Below are 20,908 nucleotides of genomic sequence, written 5' to 3'. Positions count from 1 at the left end.
AGAACAAATGGCGGAGAGTGAGGGATTCGAACCCTCGGAACACTTGCGTGCTCAACGGTTTTCGAGACCGCCCCGTTCGACCACTCCGGCAACTCTCCTAATTGATCCTCGTGGTGAGGATTGCGGGACCATATAAAGAAGCTTTCCTTTCGGCAAGCCCTGCGACCGCTATGCCGCAGATAACTCACAGCTCACGCGTCACCTGCCAATAAAAAACGCAGTGAGCGAACCCACTGCGTTGAAATGACTGTTTATTTCTGGAGAGTTATGCGGCTTGAACGTTTTCAAGGAAGGCTTTGATCGAGCGGTTAAACTGATCAGCTTCTTCAGAGATGCTGTCGGCCTGGTTGTTGATGTCTTCTGCCGTTTTGGTGGAGTTTTCAATAGTGCTGGCAACTTCCCCCATTTCGGACTCACCAATACGAGACTGATCAGAAGCATCGGTCACAGAACGCGCGATTTCGCCAACAGTTACAGACTGCTGTTCTACAGCTGCTGCCACTGCTGAAGAGCTGGTGGATAGCTTCTCCATCATACTAGTCACTTTTTCGATGGAGCCAACGGCATCAGTAGACACCTGCTGGATCGCATGGATCTGCTGCGAGATTTCTTCCGTTGCCGTGGTGGTCTGGTTTGCCAAATGTTTCACCTCAGAGGCCACAACTGCAAAGCCTTTGCCCATCTCGCCAGCACGCGCTGCCTCAATGGTGGCGTTGAGAGCAAGAAGGTTGGTCTGGTCCGCGATATCCTTGATCAAGCTAACAACTTTTCCAATACGGGATGCAGTTTCAGCCAGCTCCTGAATTGTCTTGGACGTGTTGATGACAAGCCCACCGACTTCATCGGCAACATCTTTGGAGTTCACCGCTTCAGACGCTACTTCCTTAATGGAAAGAGACATTTCCTCACTGGCAGATGCCACAGTTGCCACTGATGTTGATGCATGGCTGACCGCATCACCTGCTTTGCCAGCTTTATCAGAGACACTTTCGACAGTGACATTCAAAGCAAAGGAGGCTTCATGCAAAGACTGGATTGCGGAGTTAAAGCCATCGCCTGCGGCCGTTGCTGCTTTTTCAAACTCTCGCACCAGGAGAGCAACTTTCTGCTCACGTTCCTGACGACGCTTATTGTCTTCATCGCGCTCATCGTTCAGCTGATTTCGCTCAATAGCGTTGGCACGGAAAACTTCCAGAATCTTCGCCATTTTCGCGAACTCATCCCGGCCTTTAGTGCCTTCGATATTGATTGAGACGTCCCCTTTTGCCAGAACGCCCATGGCCGTATGCAGGTTCGCCAGCGGGCGAGAGATGCGCCATGCTATGTAGCCAGCAATCATCAGGCCGATAATGCCCATTGCGCCAGCTTGCAACAAGAAGCGCTGCATGCTTGCAGCTGATGCCTCATTATGAAGCGCAGTTGCTTCCGCTTCACCAGCCGCACCAAAATCATTGAGTTGTTGCGCAGCCGGGATCATCTCGTCCAGTTGTTCCAGAGCGAAGACCATCTCCTCCTGAATGTCAGCATTCAGAGTTTCAATCTGCTCCAGCGTCTCTGTGTAGGTTGCCCAGAGCTCGCTCACTACCTGAGATGTTTCCTCTGGCATTTTCGCTGTTTGAATGACCATGCCAAACTGCTCGATGCGGCTTTTGAAGGTACTCTTTTCAATTTCATACCCGTCAACGCCAATGGTCCATTCCATGGCTTGAAGATCTTTTAGCAAACCAGCGACACGATGAGTGTCTTTGCTGACGTTCAGTTTCCGGCGTGCCTTATTAATTTCGAGCTGCATTGTGGAACTAGCCCCCTGAAGGACTGAAATGAGACCTCCATCTGAGCTGGTTCCACGCTCGAGCGTCGCTTCAACCACTGCGCCAAACGTCTCTGAAAACCCGTAGGCATAGCCTTCCAGGTTATCGTAGAGTTCGTCTTCAATGCCTGAAACATTCAGTTCACGTGTTTCTTCTACCAATACAACAACGCGCTCACGAGCATCTGCTGCAATGTCAGATGCCTCTGCTTTTGGATGAAGCAAAAACTCCCCACCAATTGCGCGCATACGATCTACTGCTGCACTAATCGCCTGAGCGTTTTGCATCAGCTGGTTATAGGTCTGCGTATTTTTTTGAAACTCAGCATTCTGGCTGTTCATTTGGGAGAGGGAAATCAACGCCCCACCCAGCACAAGTATCGGCAACAACCCAAGAGCTGTAACTCTAGTTACGACGGAGTATATCCAGGCAAACTTTGGAATGCGCATTTTATGCCCCCCGCACGTATGCGGTTTAATTCATTGGATGATAATGATCGCGAGATTGTCACATACATTCCATATTTGGCGCTCATTTCTCCCCTAAGCACTTGTATGGAACATGCACAAATCTCTTTGCGCTATTGTTGGCTGGCGAAGGTTTATCGATCCTTAAAACAATCATAGAATGAACCTTAAAACGCAGCGTAATAGGTATTTGGACGTAACAATTAGATCGTAGGTATAAATCTGACAGCGCAACCATAGCGCGAATCACTCCAATACAGGAGCGTTCTTTGACAGTTGAGTATTCGTGACATAAACCTCACCTCTCGTATTTCTAATATAATTGGCGAGATTCTGCGTTGACATTCCAGAATGCCTGCGTATATTCCAGCAGCTCATAAATTGCGGGGAAACCCGTGTTTTCGCGCTGTCCGAGGCAAGACATCGAAACCGCCTTCTGGTTTTTTCCAGAGTTTGCGGTCGATCTCCCCGAAACGGGACGTTCCTAGAGCATAAAGGAAACGGTCGACAAAGTTCGCAGTTTGCTGCGACGCCAAAGGGTGCGCTTAGATAAGAAGGACATGCGCATGTTCGCAGTCATCAAAACAGGCGGTAAACAGTACACTGTTGCTGCTGACGATCTTCTGAAGATCGAAAAAGTTTCTGCCGAAGCTGGTGAAACAGTAACTTTTGACGAAGTTCTCATGGTTGGTTCAGATGCTGAAACCACCATTGGTGCACCAACCGTTGAAGGCGCTTCTGTTGTAGCTGAGGTTGTTGAGCAGGGTCGTGATCGTAAGATCATCATCTTCAAAAAACGTCGTCGTCAGAACTCCCGTCGTCGTAATGGTCACCGTCAGGCTTTCACTACTGTGAAAATCACCGACATCCTGACCAGTGGCGCTAAGCCAGCTAAAAAAGCCGCTGCTCCTAAGAAAGCTGCTGCTGCACCAGCTGCTGAAGGCTCCGACGATCTGAAAAAATTGCAGGGTCTTGGCCCAGCAATTGAGAAAAAGCTGAATGCTGCAGGTATCTCTACCTACGCACAGATCGCAGCTCTTTCTGCTGAAGACATCGCCCGCGTTGAAGAAGAAACTGGCACTAAAGGCCGCTTCGAACGTGATAACTGGGTTGCACAGGCTAAGGAACTCGCAGCGAAGTAATTCGCGCAAGTTTCTGTCCTAGAGATTAAACGAGGAGTACTTCGTTATGGCTCATAAAAAAGCTGGCGGTTCATCCCGCAACGGTCGCGACTCAGCTGGTCGTCGCCTTGGTATCAAGAAGTTCGGTGGCGAAGCCGTGATTCCTGGCAACATCATTGCACGTCAGCGTGGCACTAAGTGGCACCCAGGCGCAGGTGTTGGCATTGGTAAAGATCACACCATCTTTGCGACTGTCGAAGGCAAAGTTGCATTCGAAGAAAAACGCAATGGCCGAACATTTATTAATGTGATGCCGGTGGCACTCGCCGCCGAGTAACGCTGACGTGATAATCCAAATCGTCGGCGTCTCATCAGACCCCGACGGATTTGGAAAAATCCGGTTCAGATCGAAAGATCAGAAAAAGGGGAGATGGGACGCCATCTTCCCTTTTTATTTGCCCAGTGGGATGGGCAGTAGACCGGAGTTAAAACCATGGTAGTTGAATACGAAGAAATCCCAGAAGAAAGCAGTTGCGTTGCGGCCGGGTCGCCGCAGGACACCGCGCGTCTCGTCATCGACCGAGCGCGCAAGGATGATTTGGCTGACATCCTGTTTTTAGCCAACAACCGTCGGATCGCTGAGAAGCTGACGAACATGCCACATCCATTCACGTATGAGGACGCTAAAGCGCTCGTGAAACGGTGTGATGTGCAGTTGCCGTCTCAAGCGACGTTCGCGATCCGCATGAAGAACACTGGCCGTATTATTGGCGCTATCGGGTTCAATCCGCTTGCCGAAGACTTTGGTGCTGTGCACCTTGGTTATTGGGTAGGCGAACCATTCTGGAACCAGGGATATGCGACAGAAGCTGTTCAGTCTGTTATCGAATTCGCGTTTGCTAACGGCGTTAAGGAGCTCTCCGCTTCTTGCCGCGTGAGCAATCCTGCCTCGCACCGCGTGCTGACCAAGTGCGGCTTTAAGCAGGACGGAACGACAAAGCTGCATTCTCTCGGCGCTATGGCCGTGGTGGATGCCACACGCTTTACACTGACCCGCAGCCAATGGATCGCGAATACGCGATGGGGCTCTGCTGGTTAAGTGATGCCAGATCAGCAGGTTGCAGTGACAGCAACCTGCTTTCGGCAGCGTGATTGTTGTTTGGCTGTAACGGCTTACCCTCAACCACACAAAACCAGCAGGCTTTTACCTGATCCTGATGCAGTCGCTCTGTCTGCAATCCGGGTCATCAAGGCCATGCTGCGTTTTACCCTCACTTACCTACTCCAACGAACGATTAGAGAAATATGAGTTTGATTTACAAGGCCTTTTACAATGTTGACTACAACTATAGATACCCAAAGACTGAGGCTTCGCCGTTACCAACCTGAGGATCTTGAACCTTATTGGGAGATTGGTCACTCTGACTATGAAATCATTCGCTGGCTGACCGGTGCAAGCTGGCCTGCACAGAGGAGTGAGCTGAATGCAGTGGCAGACTTCGCACTGAACGCTAATCCTCTCACTGACACTTTTCCGTTTGCCATTGAACATAACGGCCTACTTATTGGTGGTGTTGATGTTCAAAAACCCGGTGATCTCAATGAGTTCCCGGAGCTACCAACCATTGGGTACTGGCTTTCCCAGAAAGCTCAGGGTCATGGACTTATGCTTGAAGCATGTGTTGCTGCGCTGCATTGGGGCTTTGCGCGCGATGCCTGTGACACCTTCGCAGCCCGTGTGTTTGCGACGAACTACCCTTCTCAGAAACTACTGAAAAAGCTGGGTTTTGAGCCTGTTGGAGTTTGCATCCGTTACTCCAAATCTCTGCAACAAGACGTTGAGAATATCATCATGCATCTGCCGCGGGATCGGTTTGAGGCGTTGCATGGTGATGCGCATGTGATGATGGGAGCAGCACTATGACCACTTTTCCTCGTTTGAGAACAGCCAGCCTGACACTTCGGGAATGGAGAGAGACGGATGCGCCGCGCGTGCTGAAACTCTTTCAAAATCATAGCATTACGCGCATGCTCACCTCAAAACCGCACCCTTTCACCAAAGCGGATGCAGAGGCCTTTTTGCAAAAGGCAATGCCCGGTGATTTGAACGAGTATGTAAACTGGGCTGTTGAGCTTCAGGGGGAAGTAGTTGGTGGCGTTGGCGCTGCGCCGCTTCATGAAACACCCGACATCGGATGGTGGCTGGCCGAGGAGCATTGGCAAAAAGGCATTATGTTTGAGGCTACTAGTGAAGCCTTACGCTATCTTCTTCTTGAACGCGAGCTCCCCAAAATCGTCGCCGATGCTTTCAGCGATAACAAGGGATCTCAAGCGCTTATGCGTAAGCTTGGCTTCGTTCATACTGGGCAAGGGACGGGCAGCAGCGCGGCGCGTCTGGCCGGAAATTATCCTACAGAAGAGTTCGCCATATCCCCGCTTGATTTCATTGCAGCACAACAGCTCAGAGTGCAGGAGGCAGCACAATGACTACTTTTCCTCGTTTGAAAACGGCCAGTCTGACACTTCGGGAGTGGAGAGAGACGGATGCGCCTCGCATTGTGGAATTGCTGCAAAATCAGAATGTTACGCGAATGCTGGCGAGTGCTCCGTATCCTTATACCAAAGCGGATGCTGAGGTCTTTCTGCAAAGGTTTATGCCCAGAGACCTTGGCCATGGAGTGAACTGGGCCGTTGAGCTGCAGGGGGAAGTGGTTGGTGGCGTTGGTGCTGGCCACCTTTCCAGAAAACCTGAACTCGCCTTTTGGCTTGCAGAAGAGCATTGGAAGAAAGGCATTATGTATGAGGCAGTTAGTGAGGTTCTCCGTTACCTGCTGCTGGAACGTGAGCTGCCTTCCATTTTTGCCGATGCCTTTAGCGACAATGCGGGATCTCAGGCACTGATCCGAAAACTTGGGTTTGTTCATACCGGACAGCATGAGGGACGAAGTCGTGCACGCCTCGCGGGCAATTATCCGACAGAAGAGTTCCTCATATCCCCGCTTGATTTCATCAGTGCACAGCAGTCCAGAGCGCAGGAGGCAGCGCAATGATTTTTCCGGAATTACAAACCAACCGTTTGATTTTAAGAGCACTTCAGCCGGATGATTATCCTCGGCTGCGGTTCCTATTTTCTGATTTTGACGTGGCGCGGATGACTGCCAGCTTTCCGCATCCGATCACTAATGAGTGGGCGCATGAGTTTATCACTCGTAGTCATTCTAATGATCTGAATTCGGATGTGGTTTGGGCGATTGATAATGGTACGGGCTTCATCGGGTCCATTGGTGCACACCGGATCGGCAAATCTGCTTCTTTGGGCTATGCGCTTGGAAAATACTACTGGCGGCGGGGTTATATGAGTGAAGCCGTGCAAGCCGTTGTAAACTATCTACAAAATGAGCGTTGCGTTGAGAACGTTGATGCGTGCGTTTTTTTGGAGAATCCTGCGTCATTCCGCGTTCTTATGAAGAACGGCTTCGTTCCAACCTCCGTCTGCACGCATTCCTGCGCTTCCAGAGAGTCCGACGAAATTGAGACCCAGAATTTCGAACTCAAGCTGGCACAGCCTGCTGAGCAACCACAGTTTGCCATGGCGGGGATAAGATAGGATGGCTTTTCCAGAGCTGAAAACAGACCGTCTTCGATTGCGCATGCTTGAAGACGGTGATCTGGATCGCCTTGTCCAGCTGGCGAACTCTTACGCGATTGCGAGCATGCTCTCTGGCATGCTGCATCCGTTTACAGAAGAGACTGGCAGGTTCTACATACATCGCGGCAAAACCAATGATCCTGACAGTGTTGTGTTATGGGCCATTGACGATGGGACTGGCCTTGTCGGTTGCATCTGGGCAAAGTTTGAGGATGGTACTGGCTGGACCGGTTATTGGATGGGTGAGCCTTATTGGGGGCGTGGCTACATGAGCGAAGCTCTGCGTACAGTTCTGCGTTTCGGATTTGAGCAGCGCTTTATTACGAACTTTGGGGCCGGTGTGTTTGCCGACAATCCCGCCTCCTCTCACTTGTTGGATAAGATGGGCTTCAGCAAAGTAGGCGAAGAAACTATCCCCTCTAAAGGACGCGGTGATATCATGGTTCCACATCTCCGGCTTGCATTGCCCAAAGCCGATTTTGTGGACCTCGCAGAAGCGGAAGGTTGAGCGCCATGACAACCCAAAGCACCTTCCCCGTTCTACGCAGCGAGCGCCTAGTATTGCGGGAGATGCGGTCTGAGGATTTGGAGAGGCTTACTGAGTATCTAAGTGATTATGACGTAGCGAAGATGCTCTGTAGCCCACCGCATCCATTCTCCCTTGAAGACGGGCAGCAGTACTTGGCACAAACAATGGGCGGCGATCTGACAGAAGAGATCCATTGGGCAATTGAGCATGAAGGGCAGTTCTGCGGTTACTTCAAAGCGAACTACCTGACCAGTTATGCTGGCATCGGATATTGGCTTGGTAAACCCCATTGGGGCAAAGGGCTGATGAGTGAGGCGCTGCATTTGACCCTGACTTATCTGTTCCAAAAACGAGGCCTCGAAACACTGCAAACTGGTGCGTTTCGTTGCAATCCAGCTTCTTTGCGGGTGTTGCAGAAAGTTGGTTTCGTTACCAAAGAGCTGCACACCAATACCAGCAATGCGAGGGGTGGTGAGGAGCTGGAAGAGGAGTTTCTGAAAGTTTCCATTGACCCGTTCCGGACGGCAAGTGACGAACATTCGCCTTTTGAAGATGAAGAGTTGCTGTGATGAAACAACGAAACAGCACTTACACAACCTTCCCCGTTCTACGCAGCGAGCGGCTGGTATTGCGCGAGATGCGGTCTGAGGATTTGGAGAGGCTCTGTTCATACCTGGGGGACTTTGAGGTCTCCAAGTCGCTGAGCAGTCAACCGCATCCGTTTTTGGAAGTGGATGGGCGGGATTATATTGAGCAGGCGCTTGCCAACAACACAGCTGAGAATGTGACCTGGGCAATTGAGCTTGATGGGCAGTTTTGTGGTGGTTTTAAAGCGAAAGAATTGCATGGAGCTGCGAGCGTTGGCTACTGGCTTGGGCGCGAGCATTGGGGCAAAGGGCTGATGAGTGAGGCTTTGCGTGTTGTTCTTGATTATCTGTTTGAAGCGCGTGCGCTGCATGTGGTGCGGACCGGAGTGTTCAAGGAGAACCCGGCCTCCATGCGGGTGCTGACCAAGATGAGTTTCAAGATTACTGGTGAGGCTAAACACGCCTGCCGCGCGCGGGGCAATGTGGAGCTTGATGAGACCCAGCTTCAGATAACCCGAAATGACTTTCTTCGGCTGACTAATTCAGACGTGAATTCGTGAGTATTCGATTTACAAAAAAAAGCCGCCCTTAGGCGGCTAATTTTAATGGCCATTTTATGCCATTACTAGCAAAGCTAGAACTAAGCAGCTTTCTTGCTTTCTGCTATTCTACGCTTGGATACAAAAAACGAAGTGGAATAAAAAACGTCTTCACCAACTTCTTCCAAAGCAGCATACAACGCTTTGGAGATTACAGCATTAAGCTCTTTTGATCCGTCACCCATCCACCATCTCTCCTTTAGAATCCGCATTAGGCAGTCTGAACAACCTTCTCGCCCTGACCTGTCTTTTCGAGTACAAGCCAAGCACCGTGAGAGGAAACATTAAATCGCTTATCTTGGTCTAGTTTGTTACCAAACGTCTTAAGATAAACATAATCAGCAGGGCTACGCAGATGTAGTTTAATACAGCCCGTAAGTAATTCTTTCTCAGACAAGGTAATCAAACCAGTAATAAGCTCTGAAAGTTTTTCAATATACTCTCTAAGTTCATAATCTTCAGAATCGAGTCTTGGGCACATCGTTACATGCCTCACTCTCAACACTTCCCCAACATGTCCGGGCAGCTCCGTGTGGTTCACGAAACATACAAACGAGTACCTGTCGTCGTCCACAGCATAAACATATGCTCTCCCACTTTCATCTTGAACTATAGGTTGGAGAGTTTCGCTAAGTAATTTCTCGTAGGCGGATTGCTGCTCGTCATTGCCCTCATATTGCAACTTCCACTTTTTCCTTAATGCGTTCCATGTCCCGTCATCTCGAGCTATTTTTTGCAATCTCTTCATATCCACCCACCCCACGAATAAAAAACCGCAACCAAGCCGAAGGTTACACAATATCAAAAGCCACTAAAGGCAATTAACTGGATTTGAACCTGAGTTGAGAAGTTATTAATCTTCTTTATTCTTGCTGGATCAAGTCTTCTATTTTGCTGGTGAATTCTGGAGTAAATTGGCGCAGCGACTGAGACTATGTCAGGCTATGGTTTAAAATTCACAGGCGCCTGAATACAACATTTTTAAAAGTGAATTACAGAGTGCTTGCGGCACAGCGACCAAGCACTCCAAAACGCAACAAGTTGGATTAATGATGTTTCCTGAACTCAAAACAAACCGCCTGACACTCCGCCAGTTTCAGCAGGATGATCTGAAATCGATCTGCGAATACATCAGCAACTTTGAAGTCAGCAAGATGCTGACTGTGGTGCCTCACCCTTACACAAAAGCGGATGGGGAATGGTGGTTGAACCACATCAAGGAGACATCGCTAAGCGAAGAGACGAACTGGGTTATTGAATCCGAACATGGGTTCTCAGGCGTCATTGGAATACGCATCCCAGAAGATGGCTTCCCGCGCATTGGTTATTGGCTGGGTCAACCGTTCTGGGGCAGAGGCTATATGAGCGAGGCAACTGAGGCGGTGGTCAATTACTGCTTTGAGGAACTGGGTGTGAGCAAAGTGACTTCCGGCGCCTTTGAAGAAAATGACGGGTCCCTGAATGTGCTGGCGAAGAACGGCTTCCAGACAATCGGCTCGGAGCCAGAAAAAAGTCGCGCTCGCGGAGAAGAAGAAGTCACTCTCATCAACGTGGAGCTCACCCGTCCTTTATGGGAAGCCATGCGGGCGGTGACGGTTTAAGGATGATTAGCTAGCAAAGGTGTTGTTAAAATGGAATTTCCTGAGCTTAAAACAAAGCGTCTAGCTTTGCGGGTACTTCGAGAAAATGACCTGACGCCGATTTGTGACTACCTCAATAACTTTGAGGTTACGCGGATGCTGTCTGTGGTGCCTTATCCCTACACTAAAGCCGATGGTGAGTGGTGGTTGAGTAATTGCGCAAATACTCCGCTGACACAGGAGGTCAACTGGGCCATCGAGTTCGAGCACCGTTTTGTAGGAGTTATCAGCATCCACATCTCAGAGGAAGGTGTACCTTTGATTGGTTATTGGTTGGCCAAACCATTCTGGGGCAAGGCCTTTATGAGTGAAGCGACGGCAGAGGTTATTCAATACTGCTTTGAAGTCCTTGGTTCAGAGCGGATCACTTGTGGGGCCTTCGACGAAAATCATGGCTCTCTACGCGTACAAGAAAAGAATGGTTTTCAACGCACCGGTTTGCGACCAGATAAGTGTCGTGCACGTGGAAATGAAGCAGTGACCTTAATTGAGACGGAGCTCACCCGGCATTTATGGGAAGCCATGCGGGCGGTGACGGTTTGAAGGTGAATTGCTTGTCGCGTGCCGATGGGTGCGCGCGACAAGTTTTGGGATTAGTCGAATAGCAGCGGTATCATGATGTGCATGGTGCTGTGCATGAAGATGAGAAAGCCCGGACCGACCAGAAAAAACAGGCTCCCCATTATAATGCCGGGAACGAGAATGCGTGTGGCGATCAGGTTCCACAATAAGATGCTATCCAGTTCTCCAAGCTCATGAAGGAAGACAAAAGCAAGTGCTGCGATGAGGATTGCAGTGCCAGCAGACCAGAACACACGATACCTGTACTCAACGCCTGCCAGCAGTTTGAACATTCCGAAGAAGACCAGCGCACTCAATAACATGCGGAAGACGAGCTCTTCGCCGTAACCAGCCACCATGCCGAAGAGATAGCCTGGACGTGAGCTTTCTTCTGCCGGGACAAAGTCAGGCAGTTCACTCCCGAAAAACGCCCAGATAATGCATGTGATGATGATTGCTGTGCTTACACCGCTCACGATCTGCAAACCGGGCGTGTGCTTTATCAAGCCTGCCCAGCCGAGTTTGTTAAAGCAAAACCAGCCCAAAAGCAGTGAGGTGAAAATGATGAGCCAGGTAGAGACGTAAATCGGCACGATCTTGATGAACGGATCTGCCCAGAAAATCTGACTTGTGTCCTGTTCGGTGAAAACCAACAGGCCAATGCAATAGAGAACAAAGACCTGAGCCCAGACGATTGTTGCCATGAGCTGGTTGCGAAAGGTGGTGGGGAAGTAGTTGTGTTGGGAAGAGGATGTCATTGTATTTCCTCCGTCCTTCTCGGAGACATTGTTGAGAAGGAGAAATGGAGAGGAGGGCAACATCTCAAACGATTTTGCCTGAGAGGCTGCCCTACACATCAATTCTGACTCAGAGTTTCTGGCCGTTGTTGATAATGGTGGTCGATGCCGGGACTGCATTTACGACGGTTTGAAGCGCCATGCAGGCTTTCTCACTCGCCTCCACCAAAGAGGCAATCAGAGATGGGTCTTCTTGCGATTCGATGATGATGACTGTCTCGACGCCTTTTGAAACACCAAGCATGTCCGAGCCTTCTTCAGCGGTCATTCCCGGAATTCTGGACTGGAACTTCATTTTCTGCTCCAGCTTGATGGAGGAGATGTTCAGCTTCCGGGACTGAGCCAACCCATGCACATGCGTGAGCAGGCAGAAGCCGATACCCGCGGCCAGGTAAGACAATGGTGCGGGAGCCGTGTCTGAGCCGCCAATGGATGAGCCTTCGTCGCAGAGAACTTCAAAAGCGCCAAAGCCGGGGACGTTGGGCTGGACCACGCCGGTCTTGACCAAGCCGTCGCCTGTGAGCTCTGCGAGGAAATCGACCTCAAGCTCCATGCCGTCTTTCGACTTTTTGATTTTGTTTAAGCTGATGTGCTGGGGCGTTGGCATGGCCGCTGCCCGGGTCACGATGGGATGTGTCACAGTGTTATTATCAAGCATCTCTACCTCCGTAAGTGTACGATACTGTACCGTACACTTAACAGATAAAAATCACTTTCGTCAAGCATGACTGTTTTCAGCTGGTCGGCGCTAGTTGAGATCAGGCGCCATATGCTTTCATGAAATCATGCACACATTGGCGAACATGATCTGAGATTTCCTGTAGAGTCGGCGCGGATTGAACGCCCAGCAGAAGAGCGAGGTGAGTGTCCTCGCGCAACATACCCATGAAGATGGCCGCTGCGTTTTCAGGGTGTTCGATAGCGACGATGCCCAGACTGCTCGCCAGCTGGAGCTGCTGTGCAATGCTGGAGGTTGCCCGTTTGGGACCAAGCTGGAAAAATGATTTGGTAATATGTGGAGCGCGACTGCCCTCACCTATCAACATGCGCCAAAGGCCCAGAGTTCTGTCATCATAGATGAGGGTCAAGACAGCCTTGCCAAAGACAAAAAGAATCTCTTCAAGCTCCTGACGGGAGCCACCATCTTCGTTTGAGTCGAGAGGTTTAATGGAGAGGACAGGCCCTTCAGACAGGTTGCTGACAATCTCTGCCAACATTGCTTCTTTGTTTTTGAAGTGTCTGTAGACTGTGGTTTTGGAGGCGCGGGCGCGTCTGACGATCTCATCCATCGAGGTGTTGGCATAGCCAAGTTCGATGATCGCGTCAGCTGCAATTTCTAAAAGCTCATTTTTCCGCTTTTCGCCGCGCGATACCTTTTTCTCTGATTCCATGCAGGTTTTCCGTCTCTCAGGTGGGTACGATACCGTATCTTACACTAAGCTCTAGTGAGTTTGGTGAGGAGAAACAAGATTGCAAGGGAATGGAATGTGGGGGCGTTCAGCTGACATCACGGCGAAGCATGATGTTGGGAGCCGGATTTGGGGAGGATAGTATTCTGTAGAGGGGCGTTTTGGCTGAATGGAAGCCTGATGGCTGTCTCATTGTAGGTTTACTGATGTCTGGGCCAAAATCCAGACAAAAAAAAGAGCGCATTGCTGCGCTCTTTTTCACTGAACAGCTCGAATTATACGGTTTCGAGGTTTACAGCGCTCTGACGGCCATCACGACCAGCTTCCAGTTCGTAAGTTACGTCCTGGCCATCAGCCAGAGTAGACAGACCGGAGCGCTCTACTGCAGAGATGTGAACAAATACGTCTTTGCTTCCATCTTCAGGTGCAATAAAACCGAAACCTTTAGTGCTGTTGAACCATTTCACGGTGCCTTTAGCCATCGTGATATCTCCTAGTTAGTGTGCCGCTGCGACATGCAGATGGCTTTGGTTGCGTCAGGGCGAAATCGAGTGCACTGACGCCTAAAAAGGAGACAGGGTGTCGATAGTCTTAACGTAGAGACGGCATTCCACATATTGACTGATAAGTAAAGATCCAGCTTTCCATTTGATGCCTGTAGAACCAATTTTTTTAAATTCTCTGTGTTTTTACTGAGTCAAATCCTAACTTATTCCCTGATGTTTTCACAAAACGCATAAAAGTTGAGGGAAAACCCGATGTTAGGTCACCTTGTGGTTGCATTGCAGGTTTTGCCGATATTCGCGCAAATATTCCTCACTATGTGAAAAAAATTCCATGAACATGCTCTAAGCGCTTGCAATAGGAAGTGGTCCGAGATAGTGACCGCCCCCAAGCTTTTAAGTTCCTCTCGGATTTTGAAACCTCCAAGATGCTGTTGTCTGCTTACTTTGTTCCCCTGTGAATAAAGATGCAGGCATTGATCACCTTTGATTCTCCGATCTGTGTGTGTTTATGTGTGTTTATCGGGCAATTGAAGATGGGTCCTGCTCCTCTGATCTGGCTGGCGCGCCTGTTTATGCGTTCCGCGACTTTCAGCAGATGGCAGGATAGGGTCTTTGAGCAAGGTTGCGGCAACAGCCTTTTGCTCCCTCGTCCCTTTGTGATCGTACCCAGCACTCGTGGCAGGGATTCACTTGAGATTTCAGGAACCAAAAGCAAGGGTTGGATAGCACCGGCGCGTTGCGAGCACATGGCTCGACGGGTTTGACGCTATCTTCGTGTACTTAAGAAAATGAGCGCCAGCGACAACAAGCCAAGCGTTCCAAGAAGAATAAGAAGAGATTGTCATGTTCCCGGAGTTACAATCCGAGCGCTTGATCCTACGCGATTTTCGCGAGAGTGATTTTGATATTCATAATGCGTCTTTGAATGATTTCGATGTGAGCAAGATGCTGACTGTCGTACCGCATCCTTATACAAAGGATGATGGTGACTGGTGGTTTGACCATTGCCGCACGACATCTCACAGCGAAGAGATCAACTGGGTGATCGACAATGGCGAAGGCCTTGTCGGCGTCATCGGCATCCGCAATGTCTCGACAACACCGCACCTCGGTTACTGGCTGGCTAAATCTCAATGGGGTAAAGGTTATGCCAGTGAAGCAACCAACCTGGTATGCGATTATGTGTTCAACCGGCTGAATGCGGCTGCGATGAACACTGGCCTGTTCACCATCAATCCTAAGTCTCTGAATGTGCTTCAGAAGAACGGGTTTGAGGTAACTGGCGAGACTAAAGAGAAGAACCGCGCACGTGGCGATCTCGAAATGGATTACACTACAGTTACGCTGACCCGGGACAGATGGACATCAATGCAGGCGATTGCAGCCTGACGGTCCAGTCTCTAAAGCAACTTGTCTTTAGAGATTTGTTCTTGCGCATCTGAATTTTGAAAGGCTTGCGAATTGATGTTCGTGAGCCTTTTGGCTGTTCAGGCAGTAAACCATAAATCAGGTTGCTTATTCTTTTCCGGAAAGCGCTAGACACTTTTCGGGAACACGCTTAAGCAATAAAATTAGCCAGATTTGCCGTTCCGCCCTTGGCGGGAGCGCAATAGGGCTTTATGACGTCCTCCAAAGAACGTCACAGGTGGACGAAAGAGAATAAAATGAAATTCCTCGATCAGGCAAAGATCTTTGTAAAGTCTGGTGATGGTGGCGCGGGCAGCGTCAGCTTCCGCCGTGAGAAATATGTTGCCGAAGGTGGACCCGACGGCGGTGATGGTGGCCGTGGTGGCGATGTATGGGTTGAGTGCGTTGATGGCCTCAACACACTGATCGACTATCGCTACGCCCAGCACTACAAAGCAAAAATCGGCATGCATGGCATGGGCCGCAACAGAACCGGCGCCAAGGGCGACGATGTTGTGCTTCGTGTTCCTGTAGGCACTCAGATTCTTGAAGAAGACAACGAGACCGTTCAGGCGGACATGACCGAGATTGGTCAGCGCTTGTTGCTTCTGAAAGGTGGTAATGGCGGTTTCGGTAACGCGCACTTCAAATCCTCTACCAACCAGGCACCGCGCCATGCGAACCCTGGTCTTGAAGGTGAAGAAAAGTGGATCTGGCTGCGGCTAAAGCTGATTGCGGATGCTGGACTTGTGGGTCTGCCAAACGCTGGCAAATCCACCTTCCTCTCCGCTGTATCAGCAGCACGCCCAAAGATTGCGGATTATCCGTTCACCACGCTGCACCCGAACCTGGGTGTGTGTGAACTAGACAATCGCGGCTTTGTGCTCGCTGACATTCCGGGCCTCATTCGTGGTGCACACGAAGGTCATGGTCTTGGCGACCGTTTCCTTGGCCACGTGGAGCGGACGCGCGTTCTGTTGCATCTGGTGGATGGCTCTGGCGAAGAAGATCCGGCAGATTCTTACCGCACCATTCGCGGTGAGCTGGAAGCTTATGGCCATGGTTTGGATGAGAAGGCTGAGATTGTTTGTCTTTCCAAAGCAGATGCACTGACAGAAGAGTTGCGCGAAGAGCGCTTTAAGTCTCTTGAAGAAGCCTGCGGTCAGAAGCCTTTGATCATCTCGTCTGCCAGTGGTGAAAACATCGACACTGCTCAGCGCATGATCATTCGTGCAATTGACAAGGATAAGCAAGACGAGGCCAATGCCATTCCTTCTGATGGAATTGAGGAGTGGCGCCCGTAATGGCTCGAAGTCTGAGCGACTATAAGCGCATCACCGTCAAAATCGGCTCTGCCCTTCTGGTAGAAAAAGGCCGGTTGAAGCGTGAGTGGCTGGAATCGCTGGCAGATGACCTTCAGGCTCTTTCCGAAGCTGGGAAAGAAGTGCTGGTGGTCTCTTCCGGTTCCATTGCTCTTGGTCGTGGTGTGCTTGGTCTGCCAGCTGGTCCGCTCAAACTGGAGCAGGCGCAAGCCGCCGCTTCTGTGGGCCAGATTGCACTTGCTCGGGCGTATTCTGAAATTCTCGGTGCGCGTGGTTTAACGGCTGGCCAGATTCTGCTGACGCTCGGCGACACGGAAGAGCGCCGCCGTTACCTCAATGCGCGCGAGACGATTGGCACTCTGCTGAAGATGGGCGCTGTGCCGATCATCAACGAGAATGACAGCGTTGCGACCTCCGAGATCCGCTATGGCGATAACGACCGTCTGGGCGCCCGCGTGGCGACCATGGCGAGTGCGGATCTTCTTGTGCTGCTGTCTGATGTGGACGGGCTTTACACCGCCGCTCCGCAGACAGATCCTGATGCCATTTTCCTGCCTGAGGTTCCTCAGGTGACACAGGAGATTGAGGCCATGGCCGGTGCGCCGGGAACGGCCTTCTCCTCCGGTGGCATGAAGACCAAGATTGATGCGGCCAAGATTGCGCAGAGCGCTGGTACGTCCATGATCATTGCCAGTGGCAAGACCATGAACCCGCTTAACGCAATTGAAAATGGTGCACGGGCAACATGGTTCCCTGCTCCATCCTCACCCGCCCGCGCCCGCAAAACGTGGATCAGCGGTCACCTGAAGCCGCATGGCACCATTCAGCTGGATGCAGGTGCGCTAAAAGCTGTGAAGGCGGGCAAGAGCCTGCTGCCAGCAGGGGTGACCAAAGTGGATGGCACATTCACACGTGGTGATGCTGTGCGTATTATAGATGCGGACGGGCACGATGTGGGTCGCGGTCTTGTGGCCTATGATTACGGTGAGGCCTCTCTCATCATCGGGCGCAACAGCAAAGAAATTGAAGCCATTGTTGGCTATCCGGGACGGGCAGAGATGGTCCATACGGACGACCTTGTGCTCTCTACATCTGATTTGGACAATTCATAGAAACTGTTTAGGTTGACCAAGTTCAACCAGTGATGACTTAAGGGTTTTGCAGATGCTAAATACTTCTGAAGTGGCAAATGCGGACAACACCGATGTTCGCGACCTGATGGCAACTCTTGGCAGACAAGCACGCGCTGCTGCACGTACTCTAGCCATTGCCCCCACAAGCCAGAAGAACAAAGGCCTAGAAGCGATGGCAGCTGCCGTTCGCTCTGCAACCCCTGAGATCCTCAAAGCGAATGCGATTGATCTGGAGAGCATGCAGGCCAATGGTCAGCTGGCATCCTTTATTGATCGCGGCACATTGAACGAAGAGCGCATTGAAGCCATTGCCTGCGCACTGGAAGACATTGCCAAGCTGGACGACCCTGTCGGTTCTACGATTGCAGATTGGAAACGTCCGAACGGTTTGGACATCTCGCGCGTCCGCACGCCTCTTGGTGTAATTGGCGTAATCTACGAGAGCCGCCCGAACGTGACTGCGGATGCCGGAGCATTGTGCCTGAAGGCTGGTAATGCTGTTGTGCTGCGCGGCGGATCAGACACCATCAATTCCAACCTTGCTATCTATAAAGCTTTGCAGGCTGGCCTTGCAGACGCCGGACTGCCAGTAGATGCCATTCAGATTGTACCGGTGAAAGACCGCGCTGCTGTTGGCGAAATGCTGAAGGGTTTGGATGGTAATCTTGATGTGATCATTCCGCGTGGTGGCAAGAGCCTTGTTGCCCGTGTTCAGGATGAGGCCCGTGTGCCTGTGTTTGCGCATCTGGAGGGTCTGGTTCATATCTTCATCGACAAAAAGGCCGATCTGGATAAGGCGATTGAAATCACCGTCAACTCCAAGATGCGCCGAACGGGCATTTGTGGTGCTGCCGAGACGCTACTGGTTGATGAAGCTGTGGCAGCAACCATTTTGCCGCCAATTCTTGCTGCTCTTCAACAGAAGGGCTGCCAGATACGCGGTGATGAAGACGTTATGATGCTTTGCCCAACCGCTTCTGAGGCGACTGACGACGACTGGTCGACTGAATATCTAGATGCGATCATCTCTGTGAAGATTGTTGGCGGTCTGGAAGATGCGATTGAGCATATTGGGATCTACGGTTCCAATCACACAGACTGCATCATCACAGAAGACCAGATTGCGGCCCGCAAATTCCTTGCAGAAGTGGACTCGGCTATCGTTCTTCACAATGCATCCACACAGTTTGCTGATGGTGGTGAGTTTGGCATGGGTGCCGAAATTGGCATCGCAACTGGCCGCATGCATGCACGCGGACCAGTTGGTGTGGAACAGCTGACCAGCTTCAAATACGTGGTTCGCGGGAACGGCCAAACACGTCCATGACGAACCCCGACCCCACAATGGGCGATAGCCACGGCAAGCTTGGGATTGTGCAACCAGACTGGATGCGCCTTCCCTATGCTGCACCGGGCAATCGCATTGGTTTGTTTGGCGGGTCGTTTAATCCCCCACATCCCGGCCATCTTATGGTGGCGGAGACGGCGTTGCGGCGCTTGAACCTGCATCAGATCTGGTGGCTGGTCACGCCCGGAAACCCACTGAAGTCTCACCGAAACCTCGCACCCCTGGAAGAACGTGTTGCCGCCGCGCAGGCTTTGGCACGGCACCCGCGCATGAAGGTGACGGCCTATGAGAAGGTGCTTGGCACCTCTTACACGGCAAGTACGGTGGAGCAATTAAAGCTGCGCAGACCGCATCTGAATTTTGTCTGGGTTATGGGTGCAGACAATCTCTCCAATTTTCACCATTGGCAAAACTGGCAGAGCATTATAGAAGGGGTGCCTGTGGCAATTGTTGACCGGCCTAAAGCGACCCTTTCGTCTCTTTCCGCTCAAGTTTGCCAAAGGTATGCCTTTGCTCAATTAAAAGAAAAAAGTGCAGACCACCTGCCTGAGTGCAAAGCCCCGTGCTGGACCATTTTACGTGGTCCGCTGGATGAAACCTCTTCCACCCTCCTGAGGAATAGAGGACACACCCCAGGGTAACTTTACGCTTTTTACGGCAAGTAGTGTCTTGAAAATGCCATAGGGACCTGAGTATTCTTCTTGACGGAAGGCTTGAGTTTGTGCATTTCAGGCTTTTCGACCGGCAGAGTACTGCTTTCTCTAACCATGGCGAGGGCTCTTAAGCTGACCATGACAACTCAACATGAAGGGACGGACACCATCGCTCCTCTTCAACCGCATGATCCCACCAATGAGGGGGACGTGCTTGCACTGATCCTCAACAGCCTGGAAAATTCCAAGGCTGAGGATATCGTATCTCTAGATCTTACAGGCAAATCTGCTTTGGCTGATCACATGGTTGTGGCTTCTGGCCGCTCTCATCGCCATGTGGGTGCTGTTGCCGACTACCTGCTCCGTGATCTGAAAGATGCTGGCTACGGTAACGCTCGCGTTGAGGGCATGCCGCATTGTGACTGGGTGCTCATCGATATCGGTGATGCAATCATTCACATTTTCCGCCCAGAAGTCCGCAGTTTCTACAATGTAGAAAAAATGTGGTCTGCGGATAGCTCTGCACCGACGCAGTTCATCGGATAGTATCAGTGCTTCTTTGAAGCACTGACTATTACACCAGTCAATTCTCTGCCCCTTTGGGGGAATGAGGGAGTCTGGGCAAATGCCGCTGATGCAGGTGCTGCTCCATCTGCATGAGATCTTTTTACGGGTCACTACGATCTAATCCCGGAGACTTTATGAAAGTCACGATTGCCTGCGTCGGCAAAATGAAAGCTGGCGCGGAAAAGGACATGCTTGAACGCTATCTGGACCGAGCCCGCAAAGCTGGCCGTTCCGTTGGCATTACTTCTGTGTCCGTGGTGGAATTTTCAGAAAGTCGGGCTGCCCGTACGAGTGATCGAAAAGACGAAGAAGCGCAACTGTTGCTCAATGCGCTTCCTTCCGGTGCGATCCTGATTGCACTGGATGAGCACGGCAAGGCACTTTCCAGCGAAGCCTTTGCCAAAAAGGTTGGCGGTTGGGCCGATCAGGGTATTTCGGATATGGTGCTCGCCATTGGCGGAGCCGACGGCCACGGCCAGGCACTGCTGCAACGCGCAGACCTGAAGCTCGCTCTGGGCTCCATGACATGGCCTCACCAACTCGTCCGGATCCTGTGCGGCGAGCAAATCTACCGCGCCATCACGATACTGACAGGGCATCCGTATCACCGGGCGTGAATGGTGCGGAGGTTGCCTCTCTTTTTCCAAGACCTTCTACTAAGGCTGTTTTGTATTTGCCCATTCCGGTTTCACCCGCCCGAATGACTTGTGTGGATGGCTCCTGCTTTGCAAGACATTTTTGAGATGATCGGTACCTTTGTCAGAAGCAGTCATGTGTCCGGCCTGTTTGCGCGGTTTTGACC

Annotated in this window: 26 protein-coding genes and 1 tRNA gene; 19 read left to right on the top strand and 8 right to left on the bottom strand. The window is 51.1% G+C overall.

Annotated elements, in window-relative coordinates; all coding sequences use genetic code 11:
* Positions 1 to 8: 8 nt before the first annotated feature.
* Positions 9 to 98 (bottom strand) — tRNA-Ser (locus tag PPL9_RS04795).
* Between the two features lie 167 nt (positions 99 to 265).
* Positions 266 to 2,260, bottom strand: coding sequence for a HAMP domain-containing methyl-accepting chemotaxis protein (locus PPL9_RS04790; protein WP_208981647.1), 1,995 nt, complete (start codon positions 2,258 to 2,260; stop codon positions 266 to 268).
* A 584-nt stretch (positions 2,261 to 2,844) separates the two neighbouring features.
* Here PPL9_RS04790 and rplU point away from each other — a divergent pair.
* From rplU to PPL9_RS04740, 10 genes are all read left to right on the top strand, one after another.
* Complete coding sequence (rplU, locus tag PPL9_RS04785) at positions 2,845 to 3,420, top strand: 50S ribosomal protein L21 (protein ID WP_057461735.1); 576 nt, start codon at positions 2,845 to 2,847, stop codon at positions 3,418 to 3,420.
* A gap of 46 nt (positions 3,421 to 3,466) precedes the next feature.
* Positions 3,467 to 3,736 carry a 50S ribosomal protein L27 gene (gene rpmA, locus PPL9_RS04780; RefSeq protein ID WP_057461576.1) on the top strand — a complete coding sequence of 90 codons (270 nt, stop codon included), beginning with the start codon at positions 3,467 to 3,469 and terminating at the stop codon, positions 3,734 to 3,736.
* 156 nt (positions 3,737 to 3,892) lie between these two features.
* Entirely contained in the window at positions 3,893 to 4,498 is a 606-nt protein-coding gene (locus PPL9_RS04775; protein ID WP_057461575.1) for a GNAT family N-acetyltransferase, read from the top strand.
* Between the two features lie 234 nt (positions 4,499 to 4,732).
* Complete coding sequence (locus PPL9_RS04770; RefSeq protein WP_082596552.1) at positions 4,733 to 5,323, top strand: GNAT family N-acetyltransferase; 591 nt, start codon at positions 4,733 to 4,735, stop codon at positions 5,321 to 5,323.
* The gene (locus tag PPL9_RS04765; RefSeq protein WP_057461574.1) at positions 5,320 to 5,886 is read left to right on the top strand and encodes a GNAT family N-acetyltransferase; all 567 of its coding nucleotides are present in this window, start codon (positions 5,320 to 5,322) and stop codon (positions 5,884 to 5,886) included. Before PPL9_RS04770 ends, PPL9_RS04765 begins: the two co-directional genes overlap by 4 nt.
* Positions 5,883 to 6,449, top strand: coding sequence for a GNAT family N-acetyltransferase (locus PPL9_RS04760; protein ID WP_057461573.1), 567 nt, complete (start codon positions 5,883 to 5,885; stop codon positions 6,447 to 6,449). Before PPL9_RS04765 ends, PPL9_RS04760 begins: the two co-directional genes overlap by 4 nt.
* The gene (locus PPL9_RS04755) at positions 6,446 to 7,006 is read left to right on the top strand and encodes a GNAT family N-acetyltransferase (RefSeq protein ID WP_057461572.1); all 561 of its coding nucleotides are present in this window, start codon (positions 6,446 to 6,448) and stop codon (positions 7,004 to 7,006) included. Before PPL9_RS04760 ends, PPL9_RS04755 begins: the two co-directional genes overlap by 4 nt.
* Before the next feature lies 1 nt (position 7,007).
* Positions 7,008 to 7,556 (top strand): GNAT family protein, encoded by a 549-nt coding sequence (locus tag PPL9_RS04750; protein WP_057461571.1) that lies wholly within the window; start codon positions 7,008 to 7,010, stop codon positions 7,554 to 7,556.
* A 5-nt stretch (positions 7,557 to 7,561) separates the two neighbouring features.
* Entirely contained in the window at positions 7,562 to 8,146 is a 585-nt protein-coding gene (locus tag PPL9_RS04745) for a GNAT family N-acetyltransferase (RefSeq protein ID WP_057461570.1), read from the top strand.
* Positions 8,146 to 8,724 (top strand): GNAT family N-acetyltransferase, encoded by a 579-nt coding sequence (locus PPL9_RS04740; RefSeq protein ID WP_057461569.1) that lies wholly within the window; start codon positions 8,146 to 8,148, stop codon positions 8,722 to 8,724. Before PPL9_RS04745 ends, PPL9_RS04740 begins: the two co-directional genes overlap by 1 nt.
* An 80-nt stretch (positions 8,725 to 8,804) precedes the next feature.
* Here the strand turns inward: PPL9_RS04740 and PPL9_RS32295 are convergent, their stop codons facing one another.
* Positions 8,805 to 8,948: a hypothetical protein gene (locus PPL9_RS32295; RefSeq protein WP_161831206.1), complete on the bottom strand. Its 144-nt coding sequence runs from the start codon at positions 8,946 to 8,948 to the stop codon at positions 8,805 to 8,807.
* Positions 8,949 to 8,974: 26 nt separating this feature from the next.
* A complete protein-coding gene (locus tag PPL9_RS04735) occupies positions 8,975 to 9,511 on the bottom strand; it encodes a hypothetical protein (protein ID WP_057461568.1) in 537 nt (178 codons plus the stop codon).
* Positions 9,512 to 9,815: 304 nt separating this feature from the next.
* On the opposite strand from PPL9_RS04735, the gene PPL9_RS04730 reads away from it, so the two are divergent.
* Both PPL9_RS04730 and PPL9_RS04725 read left to right on the top strand, forming a co-directional pair.
* Positions 9,816 to 10,364, top strand: coding sequence for a GNAT family N-acetyltransferase (locus tag PPL9_RS04730; protein ID WP_057461733.1), 549 nt, complete (start codon positions 9,816 to 9,818; stop codon positions 10,362 to 10,364).
* A gap of 30 nt (positions 10,365 to 10,394) precedes the next feature.
* Positions 10,395 to 10,946 (top strand): GNAT family protein, encoded by a 552-nt coding sequence (locus tag PPL9_RS04725; protein ID WP_057461567.1) that lies wholly within the window; start codon positions 10,395 to 10,397, stop codon positions 10,944 to 10,946.
* A gap of 50 nt (positions 10,947 to 10,996) precedes the next feature.
* On the opposite strand, the gene PPL9_RS04720 is transcribed toward PPL9_RS04725, so the two are convergent.
* The 4 genes from PPL9_RS04720 to PPL9_RS04705 form a co-directional block, all read right to left on the bottom strand.
* The gene (locus tag PPL9_RS04720; RefSeq protein ID WP_057461566.1) at positions 10,997 to 11,722 is read right to left on the bottom strand and encodes a hypothetical protein; all 726 of its coding nucleotides are present in this window, start codon (positions 11,720 to 11,722) and stop codon (positions 10,997 to 10,999) included.
* A 109-nt stretch (positions 11,723 to 11,831) separates the two neighbouring features.
* On the bottom strand, positions 11,832 to 12,419 hold the full coding sequence (locus PPL9_RS04715) for an OsmC family protein (RefSeq protein ID WP_057461565.1): 588 nt from the start codon (positions 12,417 to 12,419) through the stop codon (positions 11,832 to 11,834).
* Between the two features lie 100 nt (positions 12,420 to 12,519).
* Entirely contained in the window at positions 12,520 to 13,152 is a 633-nt protein-coding gene (locus PPL9_RS04710; RefSeq protein WP_057461564.1) for a TetR/AcrR family transcriptional regulator, read from the bottom strand.
* Between the two features lie 293 nt (positions 13,153 to 13,445).
* A complete protein-coding gene (locus tag PPL9_RS04705; RefSeq protein ID WP_057461563.1) occupies positions 13,446 to 13,652 on the bottom strand; it encodes a cold-shock protein in 207 nt (68 codons plus the stop codon).
* Positions 13,653 to 14,519: 867 nt separating this feature from the next.
* On the opposite strand from PPL9_RS04705, the gene PPL9_RS04700 reads away from it, so the two are divergent.
* The 7 genes from PPL9_RS04700 to rlmH all read left to right on the top strand — a co-directional run bounded on the left by PPL9_RS04700 (position 14,520) and on the right by rlmH (position 20,723).
* The gene (locus tag PPL9_RS04700) at positions 14,520 to 15,065 is read left to right on the top strand and encodes a GNAT family protein (RefSeq protein ID WP_057461562.1); all 546 of its coding nucleotides are present in this window, start codon (positions 14,520 to 14,522) and stop codon (positions 15,063 to 15,065) included.
* A 275-nt stretch (positions 15,066 to 15,340) separates the two neighbouring features.
* Positions 15,341 to 16,387: a GTPase ObgE gene (obgE, locus tag PPL9_RS04695; protein WP_057461561.1), complete on the top strand. Its 1,047-nt coding sequence runs from the start codon at positions 15,341 to 15,343 to the stop codon at positions 16,385 to 16,387.
* Complete coding sequence (gene proB / locus PPL9_RS04690) at positions 16,387 to 17,517, top strand: glutamate 5-kinase (RefSeq protein WP_057461560.1); 1,131 nt, start codon at positions 16,387 to 16,389, stop codon at positions 17,515 to 17,517. The genes obgE and proB overlap by 1 nt, the downstream gene beginning before the upstream one ends.
* A 52-nt stretch (positions 17,518 to 17,569) precedes the next feature.
* Positions 17,570 to 18,865 carry a glutamate-5-semialdehyde dehydrogenase gene (locus tag PPL9_RS04685; RefSeq protein WP_057461559.1) on the top strand — a complete coding sequence of 432 codons (1,296 nt, stop codon included), beginning with the start codon at positions 17,570 to 17,572 and terminating at the stop codon, positions 18,863 to 18,865.
* A 17-nt stretch (positions 18,866 to 18,882) separates the two neighbouring features.
* A complete protein-coding gene (locus PPL9_RS04680; RefSeq protein WP_152986598.1) occupies positions 18,883 to 19,527 on the top strand; it encodes a nicotinate-nucleotide adenylyltransferase in 645 nt (214 codons plus the stop codon).
* Positions 19,528 to 19,677: 150 nt separating this feature from the next.
* Positions 19,678 to 20,085: a ribosome silencing factor gene (gene rsfS, locus PPL9_RS04675; protein ID WP_244271711.1), complete on the top strand. Its 408-nt coding sequence runs from the start codon at positions 19,678 to 19,680 to the stop codon at positions 20,083 to 20,085.
* A 155-nt stretch (positions 20,086 to 20,240) separates the two neighbouring features.
* A complete protein-coding gene (gene rlmH / locus PPL9_RS04670; protein ID WP_057461558.1) occupies positions 20,241 to 20,723 on the top strand; it encodes a 23S rRNA (pseudouridine(1915)-N(3))-methyltransferase RlmH in 483 nt (160 codons plus the stop codon).
* Positions 20,724 to 20,908 lie beyond the last annotated feature (185 nt).

The organism is Pseudovibrio sp. POLY-S9 (genome assembly GCF_001431305.1).
Lineage (GTDB): Bacteria > Pseudomonadota > Alphaproteobacteria > Rhizobiales > Stappiaceae > Pseudovibrio.
The sequence above is the reverse complement of the archived record's forward strand: the minus strand, read 5'-3'. Positions and strand labels throughout refer to the sequence as shown.

Excerpts from the sequence above, each read along its gene's own strand:
- PPL9_RS04790 (WP_208981647.1), bottom strand. The coding sequence starts at position 2,260 with ATGCGCATTCCAAAGTTTGCCTGGATATACTCCGTCGTAACTAGAGTT.
- rplU (WP_057461735.1), top strand. The coding sequence starts at position 2,845 with ATGTTCGCAGTCATCAAAACAGGCGGTAAACAGTACACTGTTGCTGCT.
- rpmA (WP_057461576.1), top strand. The coding sequence starts at position 3,467 with ATGGCTCATAAAAAAGCTGGCGGTTCATCCCGCAACGGTCGCGACTCA.
- PPL9_RS04775 (WP_057461575.1), top strand. The coding sequence starts at position 3,893 with ATGGTAGTTGAATACGAAGAAATCCCAGAAGAAAGCAGTTGCGTTGCG.
- PPL9_RS04770 (WP_082596552.1), top strand. The coding sequence starts at position 4,733 with ATGTTGACTACAACTATAGATACCCAAAGACTGAGGCTTCGCCGTTAC.
- PPL9_RS04765 (WP_057461574.1), top strand. The coding sequence starts at position 5,320 with ATGACCACTTTTCCTCGTTTGAGAACAGCCAGCCTGACACTTCGGGAA.
- PPL9_RS04760 (WP_057461573.1), top strand. The coding sequence starts at position 5,883 with ATGACTACTTTTCCTCGTTTGAAAACGGCCAGTCTGACACTTCGGGAG.
- PPL9_RS04755 (WP_057461572.1), top strand. The coding sequence starts at position 6,446 with ATGATTTTTCCGGAATTACAAACCAACCGTTTGATTTTAAGAGCACTT.
- PPL9_RS04750 (WP_057461571.1), top strand. The coding sequence starts at position 7,008 with ATGGCTTTTCCAGAGCTGAAAACAGACCGTCTTCGATTGCGCATGCTT.
- PPL9_RS04745 (WP_057461570.1), top strand. The coding sequence starts at position 7,562 with ATGACAACCCAAAGCACCTTCCCCGTTCTACGCAGCGAGCGCCTAGTA.
- PPL9_RS04740 (WP_057461569.1), top strand. The coding sequence starts at position 8,146 with ATGAAACAACGAAACAGCACTTACACAACCTTCCCCGTTCTACGCAGC.
- PPL9_RS32295 (WP_161831206.1), bottom strand. The coding sequence starts at position 8,948 with ATGGGTGACGGATCAAAAGAGCTTAATGCTGTAATCTCCAAAGCGTTG.
- PPL9_RS04735 (WP_057461568.1), bottom strand. The coding sequence starts at position 9,511 with ATGAAGAGATTGCAAAAAATAGCTCGAGATGACGGGACATGGAACGCA.
- PPL9_RS04730 (WP_057461733.1), top strand. The coding sequence starts at position 9,816 with ATGTTTCCTGAACTCAAAACAAACCGCCTGACACTCCGCCAGTTTCAG.
- PPL9_RS04725 (WP_057461567.1), top strand. The coding sequence starts at position 10,395 with ATGGAATTTCCTGAGCTTAAAACAAAGCGTCTAGCTTTGCGGGTACTT.
- PPL9_RS04720 (WP_057461566.1), bottom strand. The coding sequence starts at position 11,722 with ATGACATCCTCTTCCCAACACAACTACTTCCCCACCACCTTTCGCAAC.
- PPL9_RS04715 (WP_057461565.1), bottom strand. The coding sequence starts at position 12,419 with ATGCTTGATAATAACACTGTGACACATCCCATCGTGACCCGGGCAGCG.
- PPL9_RS04710 (WP_057461564.1), bottom strand. The coding sequence starts at position 13,152 with ATGGAATCAGAGAAAAAGGTATCGCGCGGCGAAAAGCGGAAAAATGAG.
- PPL9_RS04705 (WP_057461563.1), bottom strand. The coding sequence starts at position 13,652 with ATGGCTAAAGGCACCGTGAAATGGTTCAACAGCACTAAAGGTTTCGGT.
- PPL9_RS04700 (WP_057461562.1), top strand. The coding sequence starts at position 14,520 with ATGTTCCCGGAGTTACAATCCGAGCGCTTGATCCTACGCGATTTTCGC.
- obgE (WP_057461561.1), top strand. The coding sequence starts at position 15,341 with ATGAAATTCCTCGATCAGGCAAAGATCTTTGTAAAGTCTGGTGATGGT.
- proB (WP_057461560.1), top strand. The coding sequence starts at position 16,387 with ATGGCTCGAAGTCTGAGCGACTATAAGCGCATCACCGTCAAAATCGGC.
- PPL9_RS04685 (WP_057461559.1), top strand. The coding sequence starts at position 17,570 with ATGCTAAATACTTCTGAAGTGGCAAATGCGGACAACACCGATGTTCGC.
- PPL9_RS04680 (WP_152986598.1), top strand. The coding sequence starts at position 18,883 with ATGGGCGATAGCCACGGCAAGCTTGGGATTGTGCAACCAGACTGGATG.
- rsfS (WP_244271711.1), top strand. The coding sequence starts at position 19,678 with ATGACAACTCAACATGAAGGGACGGACACCATCGCTCCTCTTCAACCG.
- rlmH (WP_057461558.1), top strand. The coding sequence starts at position 20,241 with ATGAAAGTCACGATTGCCTGCGTCGGCAAAATGAAAGCTGGCGCGGAA.